This window comes from Pseudomonas benzenivorans (genome assembly GCF_024397895.1).
GTDB classification, from domain to species: Bacteria; Pseudomonadota; Gammaproteobacteria; order Pseudomonadales; family Pseudomonadaceae; genus Aquipseudomonas; species Aquipseudomonas benzenivorans_A.
The window spans coordinates 3,124,345-3,143,116 of the sequence record NZ_CP073346.1 but is presented as its reverse complement, the minus strand read 5'-3'; the positions used below and the strand labels follow the sequence as shown (position 1 = coordinate 3,143,116).

The window sequence follows — 18,772 nt, the reverse complement described above, 5'->3', positions numbered from 1 at the left end:
TCCAGGCACAAGGACGTCAGCCATGGCAAAACCCGCTTCCCGTCTAAGCGATCTAAATGCCTGCCCCATTCCCGGGCATGGCACCAATCCCACCACCAGCGGTTCACCGGACGTACTGATCAACACCCTGCCCACCCTGCCCACCCTGCGGGTCGGTGATAGCACGGCCTGTGGCGATGCCGTCGCCGAGGGCATCGGCAGCATTCTGGTCAATGGCAAACCCATCGCCTTTCTGGGTAGCGCCACCTCCCATGGCGGGGTCATCGTCACCGGCTCGGGCGATGTACTGGTCGGCACCCAATCGGGCAGCGCGCCATTCTCCGCGCCGCAGATCCTGCCCAGGCACAGTGAGCAGTACCAGCTGATAGACAGCAGCAGTGGCCAGCCCGTCGAAGACGCGCTGTATTGCGTGGAGTGCGCCGATGGCCAGCGCTTTGTCGGTTGCACCAATGGCTACGCCAATACCGAGCGGGTATTCACCAAAGACCCTCAATCCGTGGTCGTTCGCTGGGGCCGGGATGCGGCCAATTACCTCAAGCAAAAGGGCATTAGCTTCTAAGGACGGATGCGATGACAGCACCTCACCAGGGCAGAACCAGCGCCCAGCACGCCATTCAACAGATCCCTATTTCGCTTCAGCGCGACTTCATCACCGTGGTCGGTGCATCGCATATGACCCTGGTGGAAAGGCTGCGGGGGCAGAAAGGCAACACGATGCGCTTTATCAACCAGGGCATCCGGCAAGTTCGCCTTTACCCGCCCGCAAGCGCCAACGATGCCACCCAGCGCATTTTTTTGATCTTCACCGAAGACTACGAGCGCCCCTGCTCGATGCTGTGAAGGAAGTGGTCGAAACCCGCTATGGCGCCAAGTACCGAGAACTGGACTCCATCGCCCATCTGCTCGACTTCATCAACCTGCGCATCAGCAAGAAGCGCGAGATCAAGCAGCTCGACCTGTTCGGCACCGTCAAGTTTGGTTACGAACTCGACAAGGCCGACCACTACCGCATGCGCGATGCCCAAGCCCTGATGCTCAAACCAGAAGCCTTCGACCTGAGCGGCAAGATCTACTCCTACGCCTGCCGTACCGGCCTGGGCATTCATGCCGACGTTCACGTCAGCGAGGACGAAGACCCGCCGTACGAGAAGAGTCTGGCGCAGCTGATCGCCAACACCGCGCGGACCTCTGTTTGGGCGTTCCCACGGCGCAGCAATTATGACCAGACCTACGGTAATGACAGCGACCGGGAAGGGCTTGCTAGCGCCCGTGACAAAGTCAGCGCCGACGCACAAGCAATGAAGGCATACAGACGCCGGCTCAGCGACTATCAGAGGCGCCTAGTCGCACACCGAAAGGCGAGCAATGACGCCAACGCCCAACTGCCTAACGAACCCCCGCCGACGCCTCCAATCAAAAACGCCAAGGCGGAGGATGAGGCGCTGGTACGACATGCCAATTGTCGCGATGAGTATGCTCAATCCATAGGCTACCCATTGGACGCAGAAGGCGCGGTTCGCCCCGTACGTGCCGGAGACTCGCCCACCGGGGTGCCTGCCACCCTGCGGGAATACAAACCGCTATGAGGCGTTTGAACACGCCACTGCTATTGAGCATTGTCCTGGCCGCCAGCTTGGCAATGGGGCTCTATCTGAATGCCAAGGAGGGCGAGATGCCCAAGAAAGTCATGATGTATTACGGCGGCTTCGAAATCGAAGAGATGTTCGATGCCAGCCGTTGGTTTGCCGAAGGCATGTACAAACCGCGCAGTATCGAAGCCGATGGTGGGGCCAGCAATGTCACCATGCTGCGCAGCAGGCCGCTGCCCTTTACCGCGGCTCAATACGCTGAGCTGCCCCTGATCGCCAGTAGTGAGCTGCGGGATGAATACCCGGAATTTGATAGGTCGATGCTGATCGACAACCCACCGGACCTAAGCCGGCGCATCCGCTATGCCTACAGCGCCTTCGCCGAGCCCAACAAACCCGAGGACTACTACTACCTCTATCTGGAACTAGCCGGCAGACGTTTCGTGATCACCTTTTCCCGCGATGCCCAGACCGGCGCCAACCTCACTGGCAAATACGTCAAAGAAATAAGCGGCGACTACGCCTCCCAGGCCGAACATCGAAAGGCCTTTGCCGAAATAGCAGAAAACGAACGCAAGGCGCTCTGACAGCCGCACCTAGCGCCTCCGCCAGTACGCTGTCAGCTGCACCACGGCAAAGGACCTGCCATGAACAAACGCCGATTCACCCTGCTCGCGATCAGTGTGCTGCTGCCGCTGACCGCCTTGGCGATCTACGCCGCCGTCACCCGTATCAACCCCAACAGCCAACATGCCGTAGGCGAACAGCTCGATGTCCTCAACGGCGTGGCGATCTACTACAACAGCGGGGTCAATACGGTGCAGGGTCGCAACCTGAGCCAGCACGGCTACAACCTGGGCCTGCACTACCAGTGCGTGGAGTTCGTCAAACGCTACTATTTCGAACGCCATGGCCACCGCATGCCCGACACCTACGGGCACGCCAAGGACTTCTTCGACCCAACCCTAAGCGACGGCAGCTTGAACGCCAAACGCGCGATGCTGCAGTTCACTAACGGCAGCAGCGAGCAACCACAAGCAGAAGACCTCCTGGTGTTCGCTCCCTCGTTGCTCAATCGCTACGGCCACGTCGCGATTATCGCCAGCGTCGGCACCGGCACCGGCACCCTGCAAATTGCCCAACAAAACCCGGGCCCCTTTGGCAGCTCCAGAGAAGACCTGGAGCTCACCCAGCGAGAGGGCCGATGGTATATCGAGCAGTCACGGGTACTGGGTTGGCTGAGACTGCAGCCGGCTAACGAACTGTCTGTACCTGAGCAGAACTACAGCCACAATCAATAGCCCGCAGCCTACCTGAAAGGCCTCCGCGCCTAAGCTAGGTGAGTCGCCCCTTTTGTTTTTGCCTCCATATCCTCCCCCGTTCGCTCCCCGTTTCGCATACGCCCCCCTGGGCAAACGCTCGTGCCAGCGCCTCGCACGATAGCCTCCAGCCATTCATGCGCTCTCCCCATGCACAAGTAGTCCATCCGCCAGGAAGGCAGCGCCGATTCGTGCGGAATATTCTCCAGCCGCTCTGGCGCCGGGCCTGGCGCCTGTCGCGCGAACGCCCCGCAAAAATCGACCGTGAGCGTTGTCACATTTCTGTAATTTTCGAATGGCGCTGGCGTTTTTTTATGGCCTTTAATTGTTCATGTGTTTGCAACACAGATACATTTTAATCGGCGTTGCAAATGCATCACCCCCTTGGAGGCGCGAAGTACCGAGGGAGCAACCGAACCGCTAGGAACCAATAGGGAAGTTAACCAGCATGCGCTCCACAAAGACCTCCGCTCAGCTCTTCGAACTTGGCCGCACGGTAGTTCCCGACGGCGTCAGCTCCCCCATGCGGGCCTTTCGCCAGGTCGGCGGCGAGCCGATCTGCGTGGCCTCGGCCAAGGGCGCGAAAATCACCGATGTCGACGGCAACGTCTACACGGATTTTCTCAACGCCTTCGGCGCCCTGCTGCTGGGCCATGCCCGCGACGAAGTAGTCGAAGCGATCGCCCGCCAGGCCGCCCTGGGCAGCGTGGTGGGGCTGACCTCGCCGCTGGAGCATCGCCTGGCCCAACGCATCGTCGACAGCACACCGGCGATCGAGCAGATCCGCTTCGTCTGCAGCGGTACCGAGGCGGTGATGACCGCCACGCGCATCGCCCGCGCCCATACCGGGCGCAACCTGCTGGTCAAGTTCGTCGGTTCCTACCATGGCCACTCGGACGTCCTGCTGGCCAGCCCGAGCGATTCGGGGGTCAAGGTCAAGGGCGTGACCCAGGGCATTCCGGAAAACCTCAACCGCGAAGTGCTGCTGTGCCAGTACAACGACGAGGCCCAGCTCAAGAGCCTGTTCAAGGCCCATGGCGACGCCATCGCCGCGGTGATCGTCGAGCCCTACGCGACCAACATGGGCTTCGTCCGTCCCCAGGAAGGCTTCATGGGGCTGATCCGCCAGCTGTGCGACCAGCACGGTTCGCTGTTCATCTTCGACGAAGTGGTCACGGGCTTTCGCTTCACCTTCGGCGGCATCTGCACCCTGATGGACATCGACCCGGACCTGATCACCTTCGGCAAGATCATCGGCGGTGGCACTCCGATCGGCGCCTATGCCGGCAAGGCGCGCTTCATGCAGCATGTGGCTATCGGCAGTAGCGTGTTCCAGTCTGGCACCTTCGCCGCCAACCCGCTGACCATGGCGGCCGCCAACGCCGCGCTGGACGTGCTGGAGCAACCGGGCTTCTACACGGAACTGGAGCGCAAGGGCCAGGTGCTCGACGCCGCCATCCGGGCCCAGTTCAATGCCCACAACATCCCCTTCCTGTTCACCCGCTTCGGCGCGCTGGGCGGCGTCGCCTTCCGTGACAGCCATCGACCGATGCAGTCGTATCAGGACGTCAAGACCCAGCATTACGAGATCTACACCCAGGTTCACCGGCAGATGCTCGACAGGGGTTTCCTCATGGCGCCCTCGCTCGAAGAGCCGATCTTCATCTCCGCCGCCCACAGCGCCGGCGACCTCGAGGACTTCGCCGTGGCCCTCGGCGAGTCCGTCAGCGCGGCGCTCGCCGCCCACCGTCTGGCCTTTCCGGTGCTGATGCCGTTCTGAAACCGCGCCACCACTCAACCATCATTCAAGGAGGGATCCCCATGAACGCAGTCGTCGAACTCAGCAGCAGCCAATTCTTCGAGTCGGTCAACAAGTGGTACGCCACGGCCACCGTGAAGAACAGCCCGCGCATCGTCATCGCCGAGGCCGCCAAGGACGACTTCACCTACCCGAAGTCGCGGCAGATCCTCGGCGACCATCCGAAGGTCCAGGCTCTCGGCCGCGCCGGCGTCGGCTACGTGCTGGCCCAGTCCGCCTATCAGTACATGTACGAGATCGGCCTGCTGGAAACCCGCTTCGTCATCGACTGCAGCCTCAACATCGTCAACAACGTGATCGCCGGCGCCAGCGAGGAAGAGAAGCTCAATGCCCTGACCGTGGTCATCGATGAGGGCTACCACGCCCATGTCGCCCTGGACTACATCATCCAGATGAAGAACCTGACCGGCATCGAGCCCCTCGAGGTGCCACAGACCAACGGCAACCTGAGCGCGGTACGGCGGGCCTTCGACCAGCTCCCTCGAGAGGTCCACAGCGACTTCCAGCTGATCTCGGTGACCCTGGCCGAACATACCCTGACCAAGGACCTGATCAGCATCGGCCGCGAGAAGGAAGCCTCCCAGGCCTTCACCAAGGTGATGACCGATCACGTATCCGACGAGGGCCGCCACGCCAGCTACTTCGCCAACCTGATGAAGGCCCACTGGGCGCGCCTTCCCGAGCAGACCCGCTGCGTCATCGGCGCGATGCTGCCGGCCTACCTGGACGACTACCTGGCCGGCGACGAAACACGCGCCTTCGACGGCAAGATCCTGCAGGGCTGCGGTTTCAGCGCGGTCGAGGCGGACAGCATCATCGCCGACACCCAGGCGCAGTACCTCGACAACCTCAACGGCTACATCGGCACCACCAAGGCCAATCTGGTCAAGCTGCTACAGCGCTGCGGCGTGCTCGATCACCAGCCGACCCGGGCAGCCTTCATTCAGCATGGCGTCGCCCTCTAGGCCCAGTGCCATTCGATAGCCAGATTTCGACAGGAAGCTGATGAAATGCTGCTAGATAAACTGCGTGAGCTAAGCAAGTCGTCCCCCCTCCAGCCGGCGGTCGTGGCCGGGGGCAGGTCGCTGTCGTATTTCGAGCTGGAGCGCCAATCCGCGCGGCTGGCCGGACACCTGACGCAGGCGGGCCTGCCCGCCAAGGCGCTGGTGGCGATCTACACCAACCGCGACATCAACGCCATCGTCGCGCTGTTCGGCGTGCTCAAGGCGGGCGCGGCCTATACCTTCGTGGAAGAGGACGGGGTCGCCGAGGAGAACTACCAGCGCCTGGCCGCCATCGAGGCGGACGCAGTGCTGTGCGACAGCGCCCACCTCCAGCCCCTGCGCGACATGGGCCTGCCGGCCCTGGACCTGCGCCTGGCGCTGCTGGCGGCCGAGCCCGGCAAGGTGGCCGCCACGGACGCCGAGTCGACCGCCTACGTGCTGTTCACCTCAGGCTCCACCGGCCGACCCAAGGGCGTCTGCGTCAGCCACGGCAACGTCGCGCACTACACCCAGTCGGTCAAGCGCCGGCTGGGGGTCGAGGAGCGCCTGAATTTCGCCCACGTCAGCACCCTGGCAGCCGACCTCGGCAATACCTCGCTGTTTCTCGCCCTGGCCAGCGGTGGCTGCCTGCACCTGCTGAGCGTGGCGCAACGCAAGGACCCGCAGGCCTTTCGCGCGTACCTTAAGCAGCAGCGCATCGACTTCCTCAAGATCACCCCTTCGCACTGGAACGCCATGTTCCCGGTCGGAGTCGCCCTGCCGCGCTTGCAGTACCTGGTGTTCGGCGGCGAGGCACTGGCCAAGGCAGTGGCCCGGCGAGTAGTGGAATCCGGGCAGGTACAGCGTTTGTTCAACCACTACGGCCCGACCGAAACCACGGTGGGCGTCACCGTCCAGGCGGTCACCGACCTGGCTCAACTCGACGCCCTCGCCGCCGACTCCATTCCCGTGGGACGGCCGTTCGGTCAGACCGTGCTGTGCGTGCGCGATGAGCAGGGCAGCTTCCGCAGCCACTCGGCGAAGGGCGAGCTGTACGTCGGCGGGCCCTCGGTGGCCCAGGGCTATCGCGGCAACCCCCAGGCCACCGCGAACAGCTTCATCCATCTGGAGCGGCCGGAGGGCACGCTGCGCCTGTACAAGACCGGCGATCTGGTGTCGCTGGATGAAAGCGGTCTGGTGCAGTTTCTCGGGCGAGTCGACCGGCAGGTCAAGGTCAACGGCTACCGGGTCGAACTGGAACATGTGGAAAGCGTGCTACGCAGTGTGCCCGAGGTCGAGGACGCCGCCGTCTTTCTCCTCGAGGTACGCGGCCGCGAACGCCTGGTCGCCGCGCTGCTGAGCAGCCGCGAAGAACCGCCGGAGGCCTGGTTGAAGGCGCCACTGCTGGCCCTGATGCCGGCGCACATGGTACCCAGCCAAATGCTGCGGCTGCCGAGTTTCCCCCGCAACGCCAACGGCAAGACCAGTCTGGCCCAGCTGCGTGAGCAGCTGCTGACGACTCTGCACTCCCACGCCCATGACGCGCCGGCGCCGGACGAGGACGTCGAAGAGCGCCTGAAGACGTTGCACGCGGTGTTCTGCAAGCACCTGCGCAGCAAAGCGGCGGGACTTGAGGAGAGCTTCTTCGAGCTGGGCGGCGACTCCCTCGATGCAATCCAGTTGATCGCCGAACTGCAGGAGCTCGGCCTACCGGTCACCGCCCATGGTTTTCTCAAGAACCCCAGCATTCGCGGCCTGCAGCGCACCCTGGAAAACCATGAGCAGACGGCCGCGCACGCTCTGCAACCGCGCAACCTGGAACGCCTGGAGCAGTTCTCCCCGGCCCAGCGCGAACTGCTCGAACAGCACCTGCAACACCCCGATCACTACAACCAGGCGCTGCTGCTCAAGAGTGTCGACAAGATCGATACGGCCGTACTCAACGCCGCCCTCGGCCAACTGCTGGCACAGCACCCGGCGCTGGCCGTGGCCTATGCCCAGGATGGCGCCGGCCCCTATGCCCGGCATGTCGCGCAGGATGGCAACGACGTGCTCAGCCTGTCGTTCATCGACGGCACCAGGGAGGCGGAAGTCCAGGCCCACGTCGAGCGGATCGCCGAGCGGGTGCAGCAGTCGCTGTCCCTGGCAGAAGGCAGAGTACTGCGGGTGCACCTGTTCAAGGTGAAGAACGGCGACGACCTGCTCCTGCTGGTCGCCCACCACCAGGCCGTCGACGTGATTTCGTGGCGGATCATCGTCGCCGAACTGACGCGCAACTACAGCGACCGCTACTTCGACTCGCCGACACCGCGCTCACCCAACCCGACCACCTTCTGGGATTGGATCGAGCACCTCGAGCGGCACAAGGCGCAGCTTCAGGGTGCCTGGTTGCAACGCACCCAGGCGCGGATGGCGAAGCTGCCCCGCTACTACGACCCGAACAACACCGAGGGCGAAGCCTCGACCCTGTGGCTGGGCTTCTCCGCCGAGGACAGCCAGCGCCTGCTGCGCGACCTAGTGAACAGCACCGGCACCCCTTTCCACCTGATCCTGCTGGCGGCCTTCAGCCTCGGCCTGGGCCGCATGCGCGGCGAAGTCGAAATGGCCATCGACGTGGAGAGCCATGGTCGCGTGACCTTCGACGACAGCACCGACGTCAGCCGGGTCGTCGGCTGGCACACCTCGACCTTTCCGCTGCTGCTGGAGCTGCCAGCCCTGGAACTGGCGGACGCCATGCACGCGGTGTCCCAGGCGTTCACCGAGGTGGAGGACCTGGGCGTCGGCTACGGCCTGCACCTGGCGCCGAGCGACGAGCGCTACCGGCCATCTGCTGCGGTGTGCTTCAACTACCTGGGCGATGTCGATTTCGCCCACGACGAGCGCTTCGCCCTCACCCCGGCGCCCTACTCCTTCGGCCGCACGCGGCATCCGCAGAACAATCGCTGCCACGAGCTGAAGCTGACGGCGCGGGTGATCGCCGGGCACCTGCTGCTCGACCTGTCCTTTCCCCGCTCGGTCGAGGCCGCGGCTATGCACGAGCTGGTGCGCGGCATCGGCTCGGAGCTGTCGGCCCTGGCCGGACTTTCGCCACGGGCCGCGCAACTGGTGCTGGAACCCGGCACGCGCACCGGCATGATCACCTATGCCCCGCGCCAGCTGATCGCCCAGCCCCTTCGGCACAAGCACCGCGAGTACCGCCAGGTGCTGCTGACCGGTGCCAGCGGCTTTATCGGCATCTACGCGCTGAAGGAGCTGATCTTCCAATCCGAGGCGCACATCCATTGCCTGGTCCGCCCCAGGCAGGGCGTCAGTGCGCAGGCGCGACTGGAAGCACTCTTTGCCTGGTACTTCCCCGGCATTCGCCTGGAGGGATTCCGCGAGCGCTTCAGCGTGCACGAGGGCGATGTCTGCGCCGACCGCCTGGGGTTGCCGGAAAGCCTCTACCAGCAACTCGGCCAGCAGGTCGACGCGATCTACCACTTCGCCGCCGACACCCGCCTGTTCGGCACCGCCGACGAGTTCGCCAGGAGCAACGTGCAGTCGGTCAGGGCCTGCATCGAGTTTGCCCTGCTGCAGCGCTCCAAGGACCTGCACTACATGTCGACCCTGGCGGTCAGCGGAGTCAACGCCAAGGACGAGCCGGCGTTCTTCTCCGAGGACTCGCTGGATATCGCCCAGGAGTTCCAGAACAACTACGAACAGAGCAAGTACAGCGCCGAGCGCCTGCTCAACGCCTTTCGCCTGCAGGGCAACAACGGCTTCATCTACCGCTCCGGCAACGTGTCCGGCGAGTCGCGCAGCGCGCGCTTCCAGATCAATGCCAAGGACAACCGCCTGGTGCAGTTCCTCGCCGCGTGCGTCAAAGTCGGCCAGCTGCCGACCTGTCTCGGCGAGCCGGTGACTCTCTCGCCGGTCGACGAGGTGGCCGCCGGCATCGTCGCCATCTCCCTGGATGCACGGTCGGCGCCGGCCACCTATCACGTCGACAGCGTCCACGAGGTCACCATGGAGCGCCTGTTCGCCGCCCTGGAGCGGGCCGGCTTCGACTTCCAGCGCGGCGCCCACGACGACTTCGCCAGCTTGTTCCGAGCGCTCGGTAGCGTCGACGACCCGGACGTGCTGCTCGGCAAGTTCTGGGCGAGCCGCAAGCCGCGCAACATCAAGTACTGCAACGACCGCACCCTGCGCACCCTGGCACGCCTGGGCCATGATTTCACCGCGCCCAGCGACGACTGGCTCGACGCCTTCGTCGGCCTGCTGAAGCAAGAAAACGTATTCGCCCAGGGGAGCCGCAGCCACACCCCAGTCGAAACGCCGAGGGCTCTGCAACGGCAGGTCTAGCGCCGTACCGCGAGCCTGTCGCCTCGTTCTGCGGCAGGCTTGCCGCAGGGATAAAACGTTCCAACAAATGATCAATGGAGAGGTGTTTTGTGGAAACGCTCAATCAGAACTTTCGCCTGACCGAGGCGCATGTCGCCGACTACCAGCGAACCGGTTTCGTCCTGCTCAAGCAGCTGTTCTCTGCCGAGATGGTCGAGTACCTGCGCAAGCGGGTGAACGAGGAACTGGAAACCCCGACCGATCACTACCAGAAGGGTTTCGACAAGCTGCGCTATGACCTGTGCAACGATGACGAGGTGATCTTCGAGCTGCTCGGCAATCCGCAGTTCCAGCAGATCATGCGCGACCTCAACCAGCGCACCCTGTTCTTCACCCAGGGCGTCGGCTTCGGCCTGAAGCAGGGCGTGAGCAAGGGATTCAGCTGGCACATCGAGTCGCAGAGCTTCGGCTTCAACCGCTCCGAGGACTACGCCACCACCCTCTGGGCGCCGCTGCACCGGATCGACACCAAGGGCCAGGCCGGCGGCATGCGCTACGTGCCGCGCGACGTGATCTCCGGCGAGTTCATGTACGACTTCATCGACCCGGCGGTCTTCCGCTGCCTGGACGAGCGCATCAAGGCCGGCGGCATCGCCTTCGACGACTATGTCGCGCTGCGCGACGAGCCGCTCAACTCCTCCGGCATCGGCCGCCTGCTCGAGTACTTCGCGGTCGAGGACGACTACGAACTGGGCGACGCGCTGCTGTTCGACAAGTACGTGATCCACCGCAGCGTGCCGCTCGGCGAGGGCGAGTTGCAGACCCGCGACGCCTTCTCCCTGCGCTTCATCGCCGACGACTCGCGCTACGACCTGGCGCGCGCCAAGAGCATCGAGATTCCCCGCGATCACTACGGCTACGCCGGGCCGACCAAGTTCCACCTGGAGATCTGCAAGGAGGACGGCAGCCTGATCGTCGACAGCCCCTACTTCGACGCCGACCGCGAGCGCCGCTACATCTTCGCCTGAGTGCCGCCCGACCCGGCAGCGCCCATGGCCTGCCGGGTCCACCGACCGCAACCAAGGATGACACCTATGCAGCCGCAGATTGACCACTACGCCAGCAAGCTGGCCTACGAAATCGATGCCTGGGACCTGGCCCAGGCGCGGAAGAACGACGATGACGTCGTCGTGCTCGACGCCCGCACGGCGCCGGCCTATTGCCGTGAACACATCGCCGAGGCGATCAGCTTCCCGCACCAGCAGATGACGGCCGAGCACACCGCCGGCCTGCGCCGTGACGTGCTCTACGTCGTCTACTGCGACGGTATCGGCTGCAACGCCTCGACCGCCGGGGCGCTGAAGATGGCCCGGCTCGGCTTCCGGGTGAAGGAACTGATCGGCGGCCTGGAGTGGTGGAAGCGCAGCGGCTTCCCCACCCAGGGCGCCCTCGACAGCGTCGCACTGGAAACCGAAAGCTGCGGCTGCAACTGACGCCCCCCAGCGCACGATAACCGCCCCCGGAATTGCGCAATCAGGAGAAGACAATGCCTTACGTGAATATCAAAGTGACCGACCTCGGCGTAACCCGGCAGCAGAAGGCCGAACTGATCGCCCGCGTGACCCAGGCCCTGCAGGATGTGCTCGACAAGGACCCGGCCTCCACCTTCGTGGTGATCGACGAGGTCAACACCGACAACTGGGGCAGCGGCGGCGAACAGGTCAGCGAACGGCGCAAGCGACTCGGACTGTGAACCCATTGTCCCTGCCCGTTGAAGGCGGCCCCGAATGGAGCTGATGCTGCCGGACATGGCCCTCGGATGGCTGGCCGTTCTGGTGCTCGGCGCCTTGCTTGCCGGCTACCTGGACGCCATCGCCGGCGGCGGCGGCATCATCCAGGTGCCCATCCTGCTGCTTTCCGGCATGTCGCCGGTGAACGTCCTGGCGACCAACAAGGCGGTGGCCCTGATGGGCACCGCCAGCGCCGCCGTGCGCTACATGCTCGGCGGCCAGGTGGTCTGGCGTATCGTCCGGGTGGCCGCGTTGCCTTGCCTGCTGGCCGCCTATCTGGGCAGCCGCCTGGCCATGCTCACCCCGGACTGGCTGCTGGAACTGTGCATTCTCGGCTGCCTGATCGCCGCCCTGCTGGCGGCGCTGCTGGTCAGGGCCGACAAAGTCGGCGGGGGGCCGCCACCCTCATCCGCGCGCATCATCTGCAACCTGATGCCGGTCGGGCTTTACGACGGTTTTTCCGGGCCCGGAACCGGGGTCTTCCTGGTGCTGGTCAAACACGCGCGGCTGAAGCTGGAGATGCTGGCCGCCACCGCGACCACCAAGCCGATCAACCTGTTGACCAATGTCGGTGGCGTGGCCGCCTTCATCTGGGCTGGCAAGGTGGTCTGGGCAGTGGCCGTGCCAATGATCCTGGCCAATGCACTCGGAGGCTGGCTGGGCAGTCGGGCGGCGATCCGCCGTGGCGCGGCCTACATCCGCAGCATGCTGCTGGTCATGCTGGTGCTGCTGTGCGGCGCGACACTGTGGAAACTGGCCAATGCCTGGTTCTGAGCGACTGGCCGCGACGCCGGCGGCCTCACCCGGCCTGCTGCTCCAGGTCCTTGAGGCGGTGACCGACCGCGACTATGGCCTCGATCGCCGGCTTCAGCTCCTGCCCGAGCTCCGACAGGCTGTACTCGACGCTGGGCGGCGAGGTCGGCAGGACCCGACGCAGCACGACCCCCTCGCTCTCGAGCTTCTTCAAGCGGGCGGTGAGCACCTTGGCCGAGATGCCTGGGATATCCGCCTTCAGCTCGCTGAAGCGGCGCGGCTGCTGACTCAGGTACCAGATGATATTGGGCGTCCAGGCGCCGCCGATGATGCTCAGGCATTCGCTCAGCGGGCAGTTTCCCGGGGGGCTGGATACGCGGTTGCGGCGTCTGGGCAGCATGGTCGACTCCTTGGAAAGCTGGTTACCGGATGGTTACCAGTAAATGTAGCAACTAAAGGAATGCAGGTATACAAAAGTAACTCAGGTTGCCTAGACTCGCCCCATCGCCACCCCTTGCGCCAGGCCAAAACGGCGCACGGGGCATCAGCAATAGAGGTAGACCGCGGGGCCTAGCCCGGCCCCGCTATTTCGACGAGCGTCAGCTCGAAACCATGTAAAGGAGAACCACATGTACAAGCTGTACTATCTGCCGGGTGCTTGCTCGCTGGCCATTCACGCGCTGCTCAACGAGCTCAACCAGCCGGTCGAGGCAATCGACCGCAACAAGACAACCGACTTCGACAAACTCGAATCGCGCGGCATGGTGCCGGTGCTGGTCGACAACGGCCAGGTCATCCGCGAAGGCGCGGCGATCATTCTTTACCTGCTGGACAAGCACAAGAACCAGATGCTGCCGGAAAGCGGCCTGGAAAAGGCCCGCTTCATCGAGTGGGTGATGTTCGCCAACGCCACCATGCACCCTGCCTACGGTCGCCTGTTCTTCCTCGGCAAGGCCCTCGACGACGGCCCGGCCAAGGAGCAGGCGCTGACTGCAGCGAGCAACAGCATCAATGCCTTGTGGAGCGCGGTGGACAAGCAGCTGCAACAGTCGACCTTCATCTTCGGCGAGCAGATCACCGTGGTCGACATGATGCTGGCCGTCTACGCCAGCTGGGGTCAGTACTTCCCGGTCGACATCATCATGAGCGACAAGGTGCAGCGCATGATCGATGCGGTGAAAGCCCATCCGTCCTTCCTCAAGGCGATCGAAGACGAGCAGAGCGCCTCGCAGTAAGCGGCTGCGTACACGCCGCGCAGAGTGCTCCAGCAGGACCTCTGCGCGGCCCATGACGAAGCAAACAGGCTACAGGATGTAGTGCCATGACCCTATTCAAAGACCTTTCCCTTTCCGCCATCAACGCCGGCTTCGTCACTGTGCTGGTCGGCTTTACCAGCTCGGCCGTGCTGGTGTTCCAGGCGGCCCAGGCACTGGGGGCGAACCCGGCGCAGATCGGCTCCTGGATGCTGGCGCTGTGCATCGGCATGGGCGTGAGCGGGATCGCCCTGTCTCTGCGTTACCGCGCGCCCATCGCCATCGCCTGGTCCACGTCCGGGGCCGCCATGCTGATCACCAGCGCCTCCGGGGTCGACCTGGCCGAAGCGACCGGAGCCTTCATCGCCTGCGGCTTGTTGATCACCCTCTGCGGTTTCAGCGGCTGGTTCGAGCGCATCGTCAAGCACATCCCCATGGCGATCGCCGCCGGCATGCTCGCCGGCATTCTGCTGCGTTTCGGCCTGGATGCATTCGCCGCGATGAATAGCCAGTTCGGCCTGGTATTCCCGATGTTCGCCTGCTACCTGCTGGCGCGCCGTCTGCTGCCCCGCTACGCGGTGGTCGCCCCCCTGGCGGTCGGCGTGGCCATTGCCGCCAGCCGCGGCATGCTGAACTTCGACGGCGTCGAACTGGCCCTGGCCACCCCGCAGTTCGTCGCCCCGAGCTTTTCCCTGCAAGCGATGATCGGCGTAGCCCTGCCGCTGTTCGCGGTGACCATGGCCTCGCAGAACCTGCCGGGGCTCACCGTGCTGCGCGCCTCGGGCTACCAGACGCCGAGTTCGCCACTGATCGGCTGGACCGGCGTGGCCACCCTGCTGCTGGCGCCGTTCGGCGGCTATGCGCTGAACCTGGCCACCATCACCGCGGCCATCTGCACCGGCAAGGAGGCCCACGAGGACCCGGCCAAGCGCTACAGCGCCGCCGTGGCCGCGGGGTTCTTCTACCTGCTGGTGGGCATCTTTGGCGCCACGGTCGGCGCGCTGTTCCTGGCCTTTCCCAACGAGCTGATCCTGGCGATCGCCGGCCTGGCCCTGCTCGGCACCATCGGCAATGGGCTGGCCAGCGCCCTGCTGGAGGAACAGCACCGCGAGGCGGCGCTGATCACCTTTCTGGTCACCGCCTCCGGGGTCTCCCTGCTGGGCATCGGTTCGGCGTTCTGGGGCATGCTGGCGGGCGCGCTGGCGATGCTGGTGCTGCAGGCCTCGCCCGATCTGCAGGGCTTACTGGCGCGCCTGCGCAGTCCTCGCAGCGACAAGCTCGACAAGAATCTGGAGTAGCGCCAGATGTCTGCATCCAGGCCGGTTGGCGTACTCGACTCGGGAGTCGGCGGCTTGTCGCTGCTACGCGACATCCGCCGCGAGCTGCCCCATGAAGACCTGCTCTATGTCGCGGATTCCGCCTGTGCCCCCTATGGCGACCGCAGCACCGCCTGGATCGCCAGACGCTCGGCACGCATCATCGAGTTCCTCGTCGCACAAGGTTGCAAAGCCGTGGTCATCGCCTGCAACACCATTACCGCGGTGGCGGTCGGTGCCCTGCGCGAGGCCTTCGATATTCCGATCATAGCCATCGAGCCGGCGATCAAACCGGCGGTCGCCCTGACCCGCAGCGGGGTAATCGCCGTCATGGCCACCAGCCGCACCCTGCAGAGCGATAGCCTGCACCGGCTGCGCCGCCGTCACGGGGCTGGCGTGGAGGTACTCTTCGTCCCCTGCCCGGGCCTTGCCGACCGGGTCGAGGCCATCGACCTGGACTCGGCGGAGCTGCATGCGCAGCTGCACACTCTGCTCTCCCCGGCACTGCGCAAGGGTGCCGACACCCTGGTGCTGGGCTGCACCCACTACCCCTTCCTGATCGACAGCATCGCCCGGGTGGCCGGTGCCGGCGTGCGGATCGTCGACCCCTCGCCAGCAGTCGCCGCCGAAGTCAGGAGACGATTGCATGAACAAGGACTGCTCAGGCGTCGAGTCGAACTGGGCATCGATTCGGTCTGGACAAGCGCGGCCACGGACCAGGCGCGCGACACCATAGGCGCACTATTGGATCAGCATCTGGAGGTGCGCCAATTGCCGCCACTTGGCCGCGATTAAACGGACTACATTTAACCGGCCAGATAGCGTGAGCAACTTTTAGACTCGCCCGTGATATTTATCGAGTTCGGGACACCCCCGCTCGCACTCGGAAATACGGCAGGCAATATCGGCGATAGTTACGCCATTGAGTTCCGCTTCCAGCGCGGCCACGGCGCTATTAATCTTTTCCTGCAGCACCGGCGCTATATATTCGCCCACTGCGCAGCCTGAATCAGGCACCGCGTGATGCAAGGTAAACAGCGGCGCCGTCTCCACGGCCCTGAACACGTCGAGCAGGGTGATGCTGCTGGCCGGCCTGGCCAGCAGCGCACCTCCGCCCTGCCCCAGCTGCGATCTGGAGAAACCTGCCGTATTGAGCATCGACATGATCCGGCGGATTACCGAGGCATTGGTATTGGCGCTCTTCGCAATGATCTCCGACGGCAGCGGTTCGTTTTCATGGATGGCTAGGCCAGTGAGTATATGTACCGCTACTGCGAACCGCGTACTGGCAGGCATGTTCTAGTCCCGAAATACAGTTATATAGAAGAATCATTTATGTGGCAGCCCAACTGATTTTTATATTTGTCCCCGGCCAATCCGCCGAACAATGGAGCATCCAATCCCACTATATAGGTTAGCCATATAGCGGCGACAGGGCGATGTTCAACCCCGACAACGGCCCATCGTTTTGCGCCAGGGCTCAGCACTCGCAACGATGCAGGCCGGCATTGCCTGGTGCCATTACAAGTCCATTTTTCTGGATGTCCGTCCAATACTCTGGACCGAGCCACCACTATCCGACCAAAGATGTCTGGCCATCTGGACAGGCCCGGCCAGGCTGTTCGTCCACAACCCCAGACAGACGCGGACTGTGCCGACGCCACGGGCTCAGGCACAGAACCTGCTTGGTTGGATGCGCTAGACGCCAGAACAACCTCAAGCACAACACTGGCGCTGCCCCTTCGCACTCGGCTGAGCTATGTTCGTTATCTGGCCAGTTTCGCCGACTGTCCGACAGGACGGCGCCAGGGCACCTGCCCACCGGCAGGCACAACAACAAGAAGGAACTCCGTATGTCGATCAAGCAACAGCTTTCCCGCCTCACCTGCGGCATCAGTGCCGCCACGCTGCTCTCCGCCAGCCTGCTGGCCACCCCGGCGGTCGCCACCGAGAAGGTCCGCTGGCAGGTGCCGCTGGCCTTCCCTTCGCACCTGGTCGGCCTGGTTACCCCGGTCAAGCACCTGGCCGACCAGCTCAAGGCGATTTCCGGTGGCGACATGCAGTTGCGCTACTACGAGCCGGGCGAGCTGGTCCCGCCGTTCGAGATCATGAATGCGGTGAGCACCGGCAAGTACCCGGCCGGCTTCACCTGGGTCGGCTACGACCAGGGCACCATCCCCGCCCTGCCGCTCTATTCCGGCGCACCCTTCAACCTGGAGCCACCGGCCTACCTGGCCTGGTACTACCAGGGCGACGGCAAGAAGCTGCTGGAGGAGATCTACGCCGAGCACAACATCCACCCGATGCTGTGCAGCGTCATCGGCCCGGAGGGCGCCGGCTGGTTCGCCAAGCCGATCAACGACCTGAAGGACTTCGACGGCCTGCGCATTCGCTTCGCCGGCATCGGCGGCAAGGTGCTGGAGAAGCTCGGCGCCTCGGTCACCATGATCCCCGGCGGCGAGATCTACCAGGCGCTGGAGCGCAAGACCATCGACGCCACCGAGTTCTCCCAGCCGGCCATCGACAAGATGCTGGGGCTGGACCAGATCATCAAGAACTACATCATGCCGGGCTGGCACCAGACCCTGACCACCTCGCACCTGCTGGTCAACCAGGGTGTGTGGGACAAGCTCCAGCCGCAAAGCCGCGCGCTGATCGAGATGGGCTGCGAGTCGGCCACCCTCAAGGGCTTCGCCGAGAGCGAGTGGGCCCAGCCAACCGCCCTGGCCGAGTACCAGAAGGAAGGCGTGCAGGCGCAGAACCTGCCGGAGCCGGTGCTGCGCGAGCTGCAGCGGGTGACCAACGAGGTGCTGGACGAAATCGCCGGCCAGGACGCCATGTTCAAGCGCGTGCTGACCAGCCAGCGCGACTTCATGCAGCACCACGCCACCTGGCACCGCATGGGCTACCTGCCGCGCGACTTCTACCAGCAGGACTGATCGCACCACCCCGAACCTCGACGGGCCCGGCCATGCCGGTGCCCGTCGATTGCCTTTGCCTGCCAAGCCCGAGGTATTTGTGTCTCAGCCCTCCGCTTCTCCCGACCTGCCTGCCACTGCCCCGCAGCCGCTGCCGAGCAACCGTCTGTCCTGGTACCTCGATCGCCTGATCGTCGCCATCGGCCGGGCCAGCGCCTGGCTGTGGCTGCTGGTGCTGCTGGTGGTGCTCAGCAACGTGTTCAGCCGTTTCGTCATGGCCCGCGGTTCGATCGGCCTGGAAGAGCTGTCCTGGCACCTGTTCGGCGCCGCCATGATGCTGTCGCTGGGCTACGCCGTGGTGCGCGACGATCACGTGCGCGTCGATGTGCTGCGGGAGAAGCTCTCCCTGCGCACCCAGGCCCGCATCGAGCTGCTGGGCATCGCCCTGCTGGCACTACCGGTGGTCTCCCTGATGATCCATACCCTGGTGCCCTACGCCTACACCGCGTTCATCTACCAGGAGCACTCCCAGGCACCCAGCGGCCTGCCCTACCGCTTCATCTTCAAGAGCGTGCTGCCCCTGGGCCTGATCCTCGTGGCCATCGCCCTGGTCTCCCGGGCCTCGCGCTGCAGCACCCTGCTGTTCCAATTCCCCCGGGCCATTCAAACGCCTGCCGATGACCGCAACGGCGGCCATCCGAATCCCTGATCA

The 18,772-nt window shown here is 64.3% G+C and carries 19 protein-coding genes; 17 read left to right on the top strand and 2 right to left on the bottom strand.

Features of this window, described 5'->3' with window-relative positions; translation table 11 throughout:
- The first annotated feature begins 22 nt into the window (after window positions 1-22).
- The 12 genes from KDW96_RS14560 to KDW96_RS14505 all read left to right on the top strand — a co-directional run bounded on the left by KDW96_RS14560 (window position 23) and on the right by KDW96_RS14505 (window position 12,594).
- On the top strand, window positions 23-559 hold the full coding sequence (locus tag KDW96_RS14560) for a PAAR domain-containing protein (RefSeq protein WP_255836974.1): 537 nt from the start codon (window positions 23-25) through the stop codon (window positions 557-559).
- An 11-nt stretch (window positions 560-570) separates the two neighbouring features.
- Window positions 571-840, top strand: a complete 270-nt coding sequence (locus KDW96_RS14555) for a hypothetical protein (RefSeq protein ID WP_255836973.1) — start codon at window positions 571-573, stop codon at window positions 838-840.
- On the top strand, window positions 837-1,586 hold the full coding sequence (locus tag KDW96_RS14550; RefSeq protein WP_255836972.1) for a hypothetical protein: 750 nt from the start codon (window positions 837-839) through the stop codon (window positions 1,584-1,586). Before KDW96_RS14555 ends, KDW96_RS14550 begins: the two co-directional genes overlap by 4 nt.
- On the top strand, window positions 1,583-2,176 hold the full coding sequence (locus KDW96_RS14545; RefSeq protein WP_255836971.1) for a hypothetical protein: 594 nt from the start codon (window positions 1,583-1,585) through the stop codon (window positions 2,174-2,176). The genes KDW96_RS14550 and KDW96_RS14545 overlap by 4 nt, the downstream gene beginning before the upstream one ends.
- A 60-nt stretch (window positions 2,177-2,236) precedes the next feature.
- Window positions 2,237-2,890, top strand: a complete 654-nt coding sequence (locus KDW96_RS14540; protein ID WP_255836970.1) for a CHAP domain-containing protein — start codon at window positions 2,237-2,239, stop codon at window positions 2,888-2,890.
- A 466-nt stretch (window positions 2,891-3,356) separates the two neighbouring features.
- A complete protein-coding gene (locus tag KDW96_RS14535; RefSeq protein WP_255836969.1) occupies window positions 3,357-4,688 on the top strand; it encodes an aspartate aminotransferase family protein in 1,332 nt (443 codons plus the stop codon).
- Between the two features lie 41 nt (window positions 4,689-4,729).
- Window positions 4,730-5,692, top strand: coding sequence for a diiron oxygenase (locus tag KDW96_RS14530; protein ID WP_255836968.1), 963 nt, complete (start codon window positions 4,730-4,732; stop codon window positions 5,690-5,692).
- 45 nt (window positions 5,693-5,737) lie between these two features.
- Complete coding sequence (locus tag KDW96_RS14525; protein WP_255836967.1) at window positions 5,738-10,051, top strand: non-ribosomal peptide synthetase; 4,314 nt, start codon at window positions 5,738-5,740, stop codon at window positions 10,049-10,051.
- A gap of 89 nt (window positions 10,052-10,140) precedes the next feature.
- Window positions 10,141-11,058, top strand: coding sequence for a phytanoyl-CoA dioxygenase family protein (locus KDW96_RS14520; protein ID WP_255836966.1), 918 nt, complete (start codon window positions 10,141-10,143; stop codon window positions 11,056-11,058).
- 66 nt (window positions 11,059-11,124) lie between these two features.
- Window positions 11,125-11,523 (top strand): rhodanese-like domain-containing protein, encoded by a 399-nt coding sequence (locus tag KDW96_RS14515; protein ID WP_255836965.1) that lies wholly within the window; start codon window positions 11,125-11,127, stop codon window positions 11,521-11,523.
- A 53-nt stretch (window positions 11,524-11,576) separates the two neighbouring features.
- Window positions 11,577-11,783, top strand: coding sequence for a tautomerase family protein (locus tag KDW96_RS14510; protein WP_255836964.1), 207 nt, complete (start codon window positions 11,577-11,579; stop codon window positions 11,781-11,783).
- A gap of 34 nt (window positions 11,784-11,817) precedes the next feature.
- Window positions 11,818-12,594 carry a sulfite exporter TauE/SafE family protein gene (locus KDW96_RS14505; RefSeq protein ID WP_255836963.1) on the top strand — a complete coding sequence of 259 codons (777 nt, stop codon included), beginning with the start codon at window positions 11,818-11,820 and terminating at the stop codon, window positions 12,592-12,594.
- A 25-nt stretch (window positions 12,595-12,619) separates the two neighbouring features.
- Here the strand turns inward: KDW96_RS14505 and KDW96_RS14500 are convergent, their stop codons facing one another.
- Window positions 12,620-12,973 (bottom strand): winged helix-turn-helix transcriptional regulator, encoded by a 354-nt coding sequence (locus KDW96_RS14500; protein WP_255836962.1) that lies wholly within the window; start codon window positions 12,971-12,973, stop codon window positions 12,620-12,622.
- 229 nt (window positions 12,974-13,202) lie between these two features.
- Here KDW96_RS14500 and KDW96_RS14495 point away from each other — a divergent pair, with 229 nt between their 5' ends.
- The 3 genes from KDW96_RS14495 to murI all read left to right on the top strand — a co-directional run bounded on the left by KDW96_RS14495 (window position 13,203) and on the right by murI (window position 15,937).
- Window positions 13,203-13,808 (top strand): glutathione S-transferase family protein, encoded by a 606-nt coding sequence (locus KDW96_RS14495; protein WP_255836961.1) that lies wholly within the window; start codon window positions 13,203-13,205, stop codon window positions 13,806-13,808.
- Between the two features lie 86 nt (window positions 13,809-13,894).
- Window positions 13,895-15,124, top strand: coding sequence for a benzoate/H(+) symporter BenE family transporter (locus tag KDW96_RS14490; RefSeq protein ID WP_255836960.1), 1,230 nt, complete (start codon window positions 13,895-13,897; stop codon window positions 15,122-15,124).
- Window positions 15,125-15,130: 6 nt separating this feature from the next.
- The gene (gene murI / locus KDW96_RS14485) at window positions 15,131-15,937 is read left to right on the top strand and encodes a glutamate racemase (protein ID WP_255836959.1); all 807 of its coding nucleotides are present in this window, start codon (window positions 15,131-15,133) and stop codon (window positions 15,935-15,937) included.
- A gap of 39 nt (window positions 15,938-15,976) precedes the next feature.
- On the opposite strand, the gene KDW96_RS14480 is transcribed toward murI, so the two are convergent.
- Window positions 15,977-16,438, bottom strand: a complete 462-nt coding sequence (locus KDW96_RS14480) for an Rrf2 family transcriptional regulator (RefSeq protein ID WP_255836958.1) — start codon at window positions 16,436-16,438, stop codon at window positions 15,977-15,979.
- A gap of 557 nt (window positions 16,439-16,995) precedes the next feature.
- On the opposite strand from KDW96_RS14480, the gene KDW96_RS14475 reads away from it, so the two are divergent.
- Complete coding sequence (locus KDW96_RS14475) at window positions 16,996-18,081, top strand: TRAP transporter substrate-binding protein (RefSeq protein ID WP_255836957.1); 1,086 nt, start codon at window positions 16,996-16,998, stop codon at window positions 18,079-18,081.
- Window positions 18,082-18,160: 79 nt separating this feature from the next.
- Complete coding sequence (locus KDW96_RS14470; RefSeq protein ID WP_255836484.1) at window positions 18,161-18,769, top strand: TRAP transporter small permease subunit; 609 nt, start codon at window positions 18,161-18,163, stop codon at window positions 18,767-18,769.
- The last annotated feature ends 3 nt before the right edge of the window (window positions 18,770-18,772 follow it).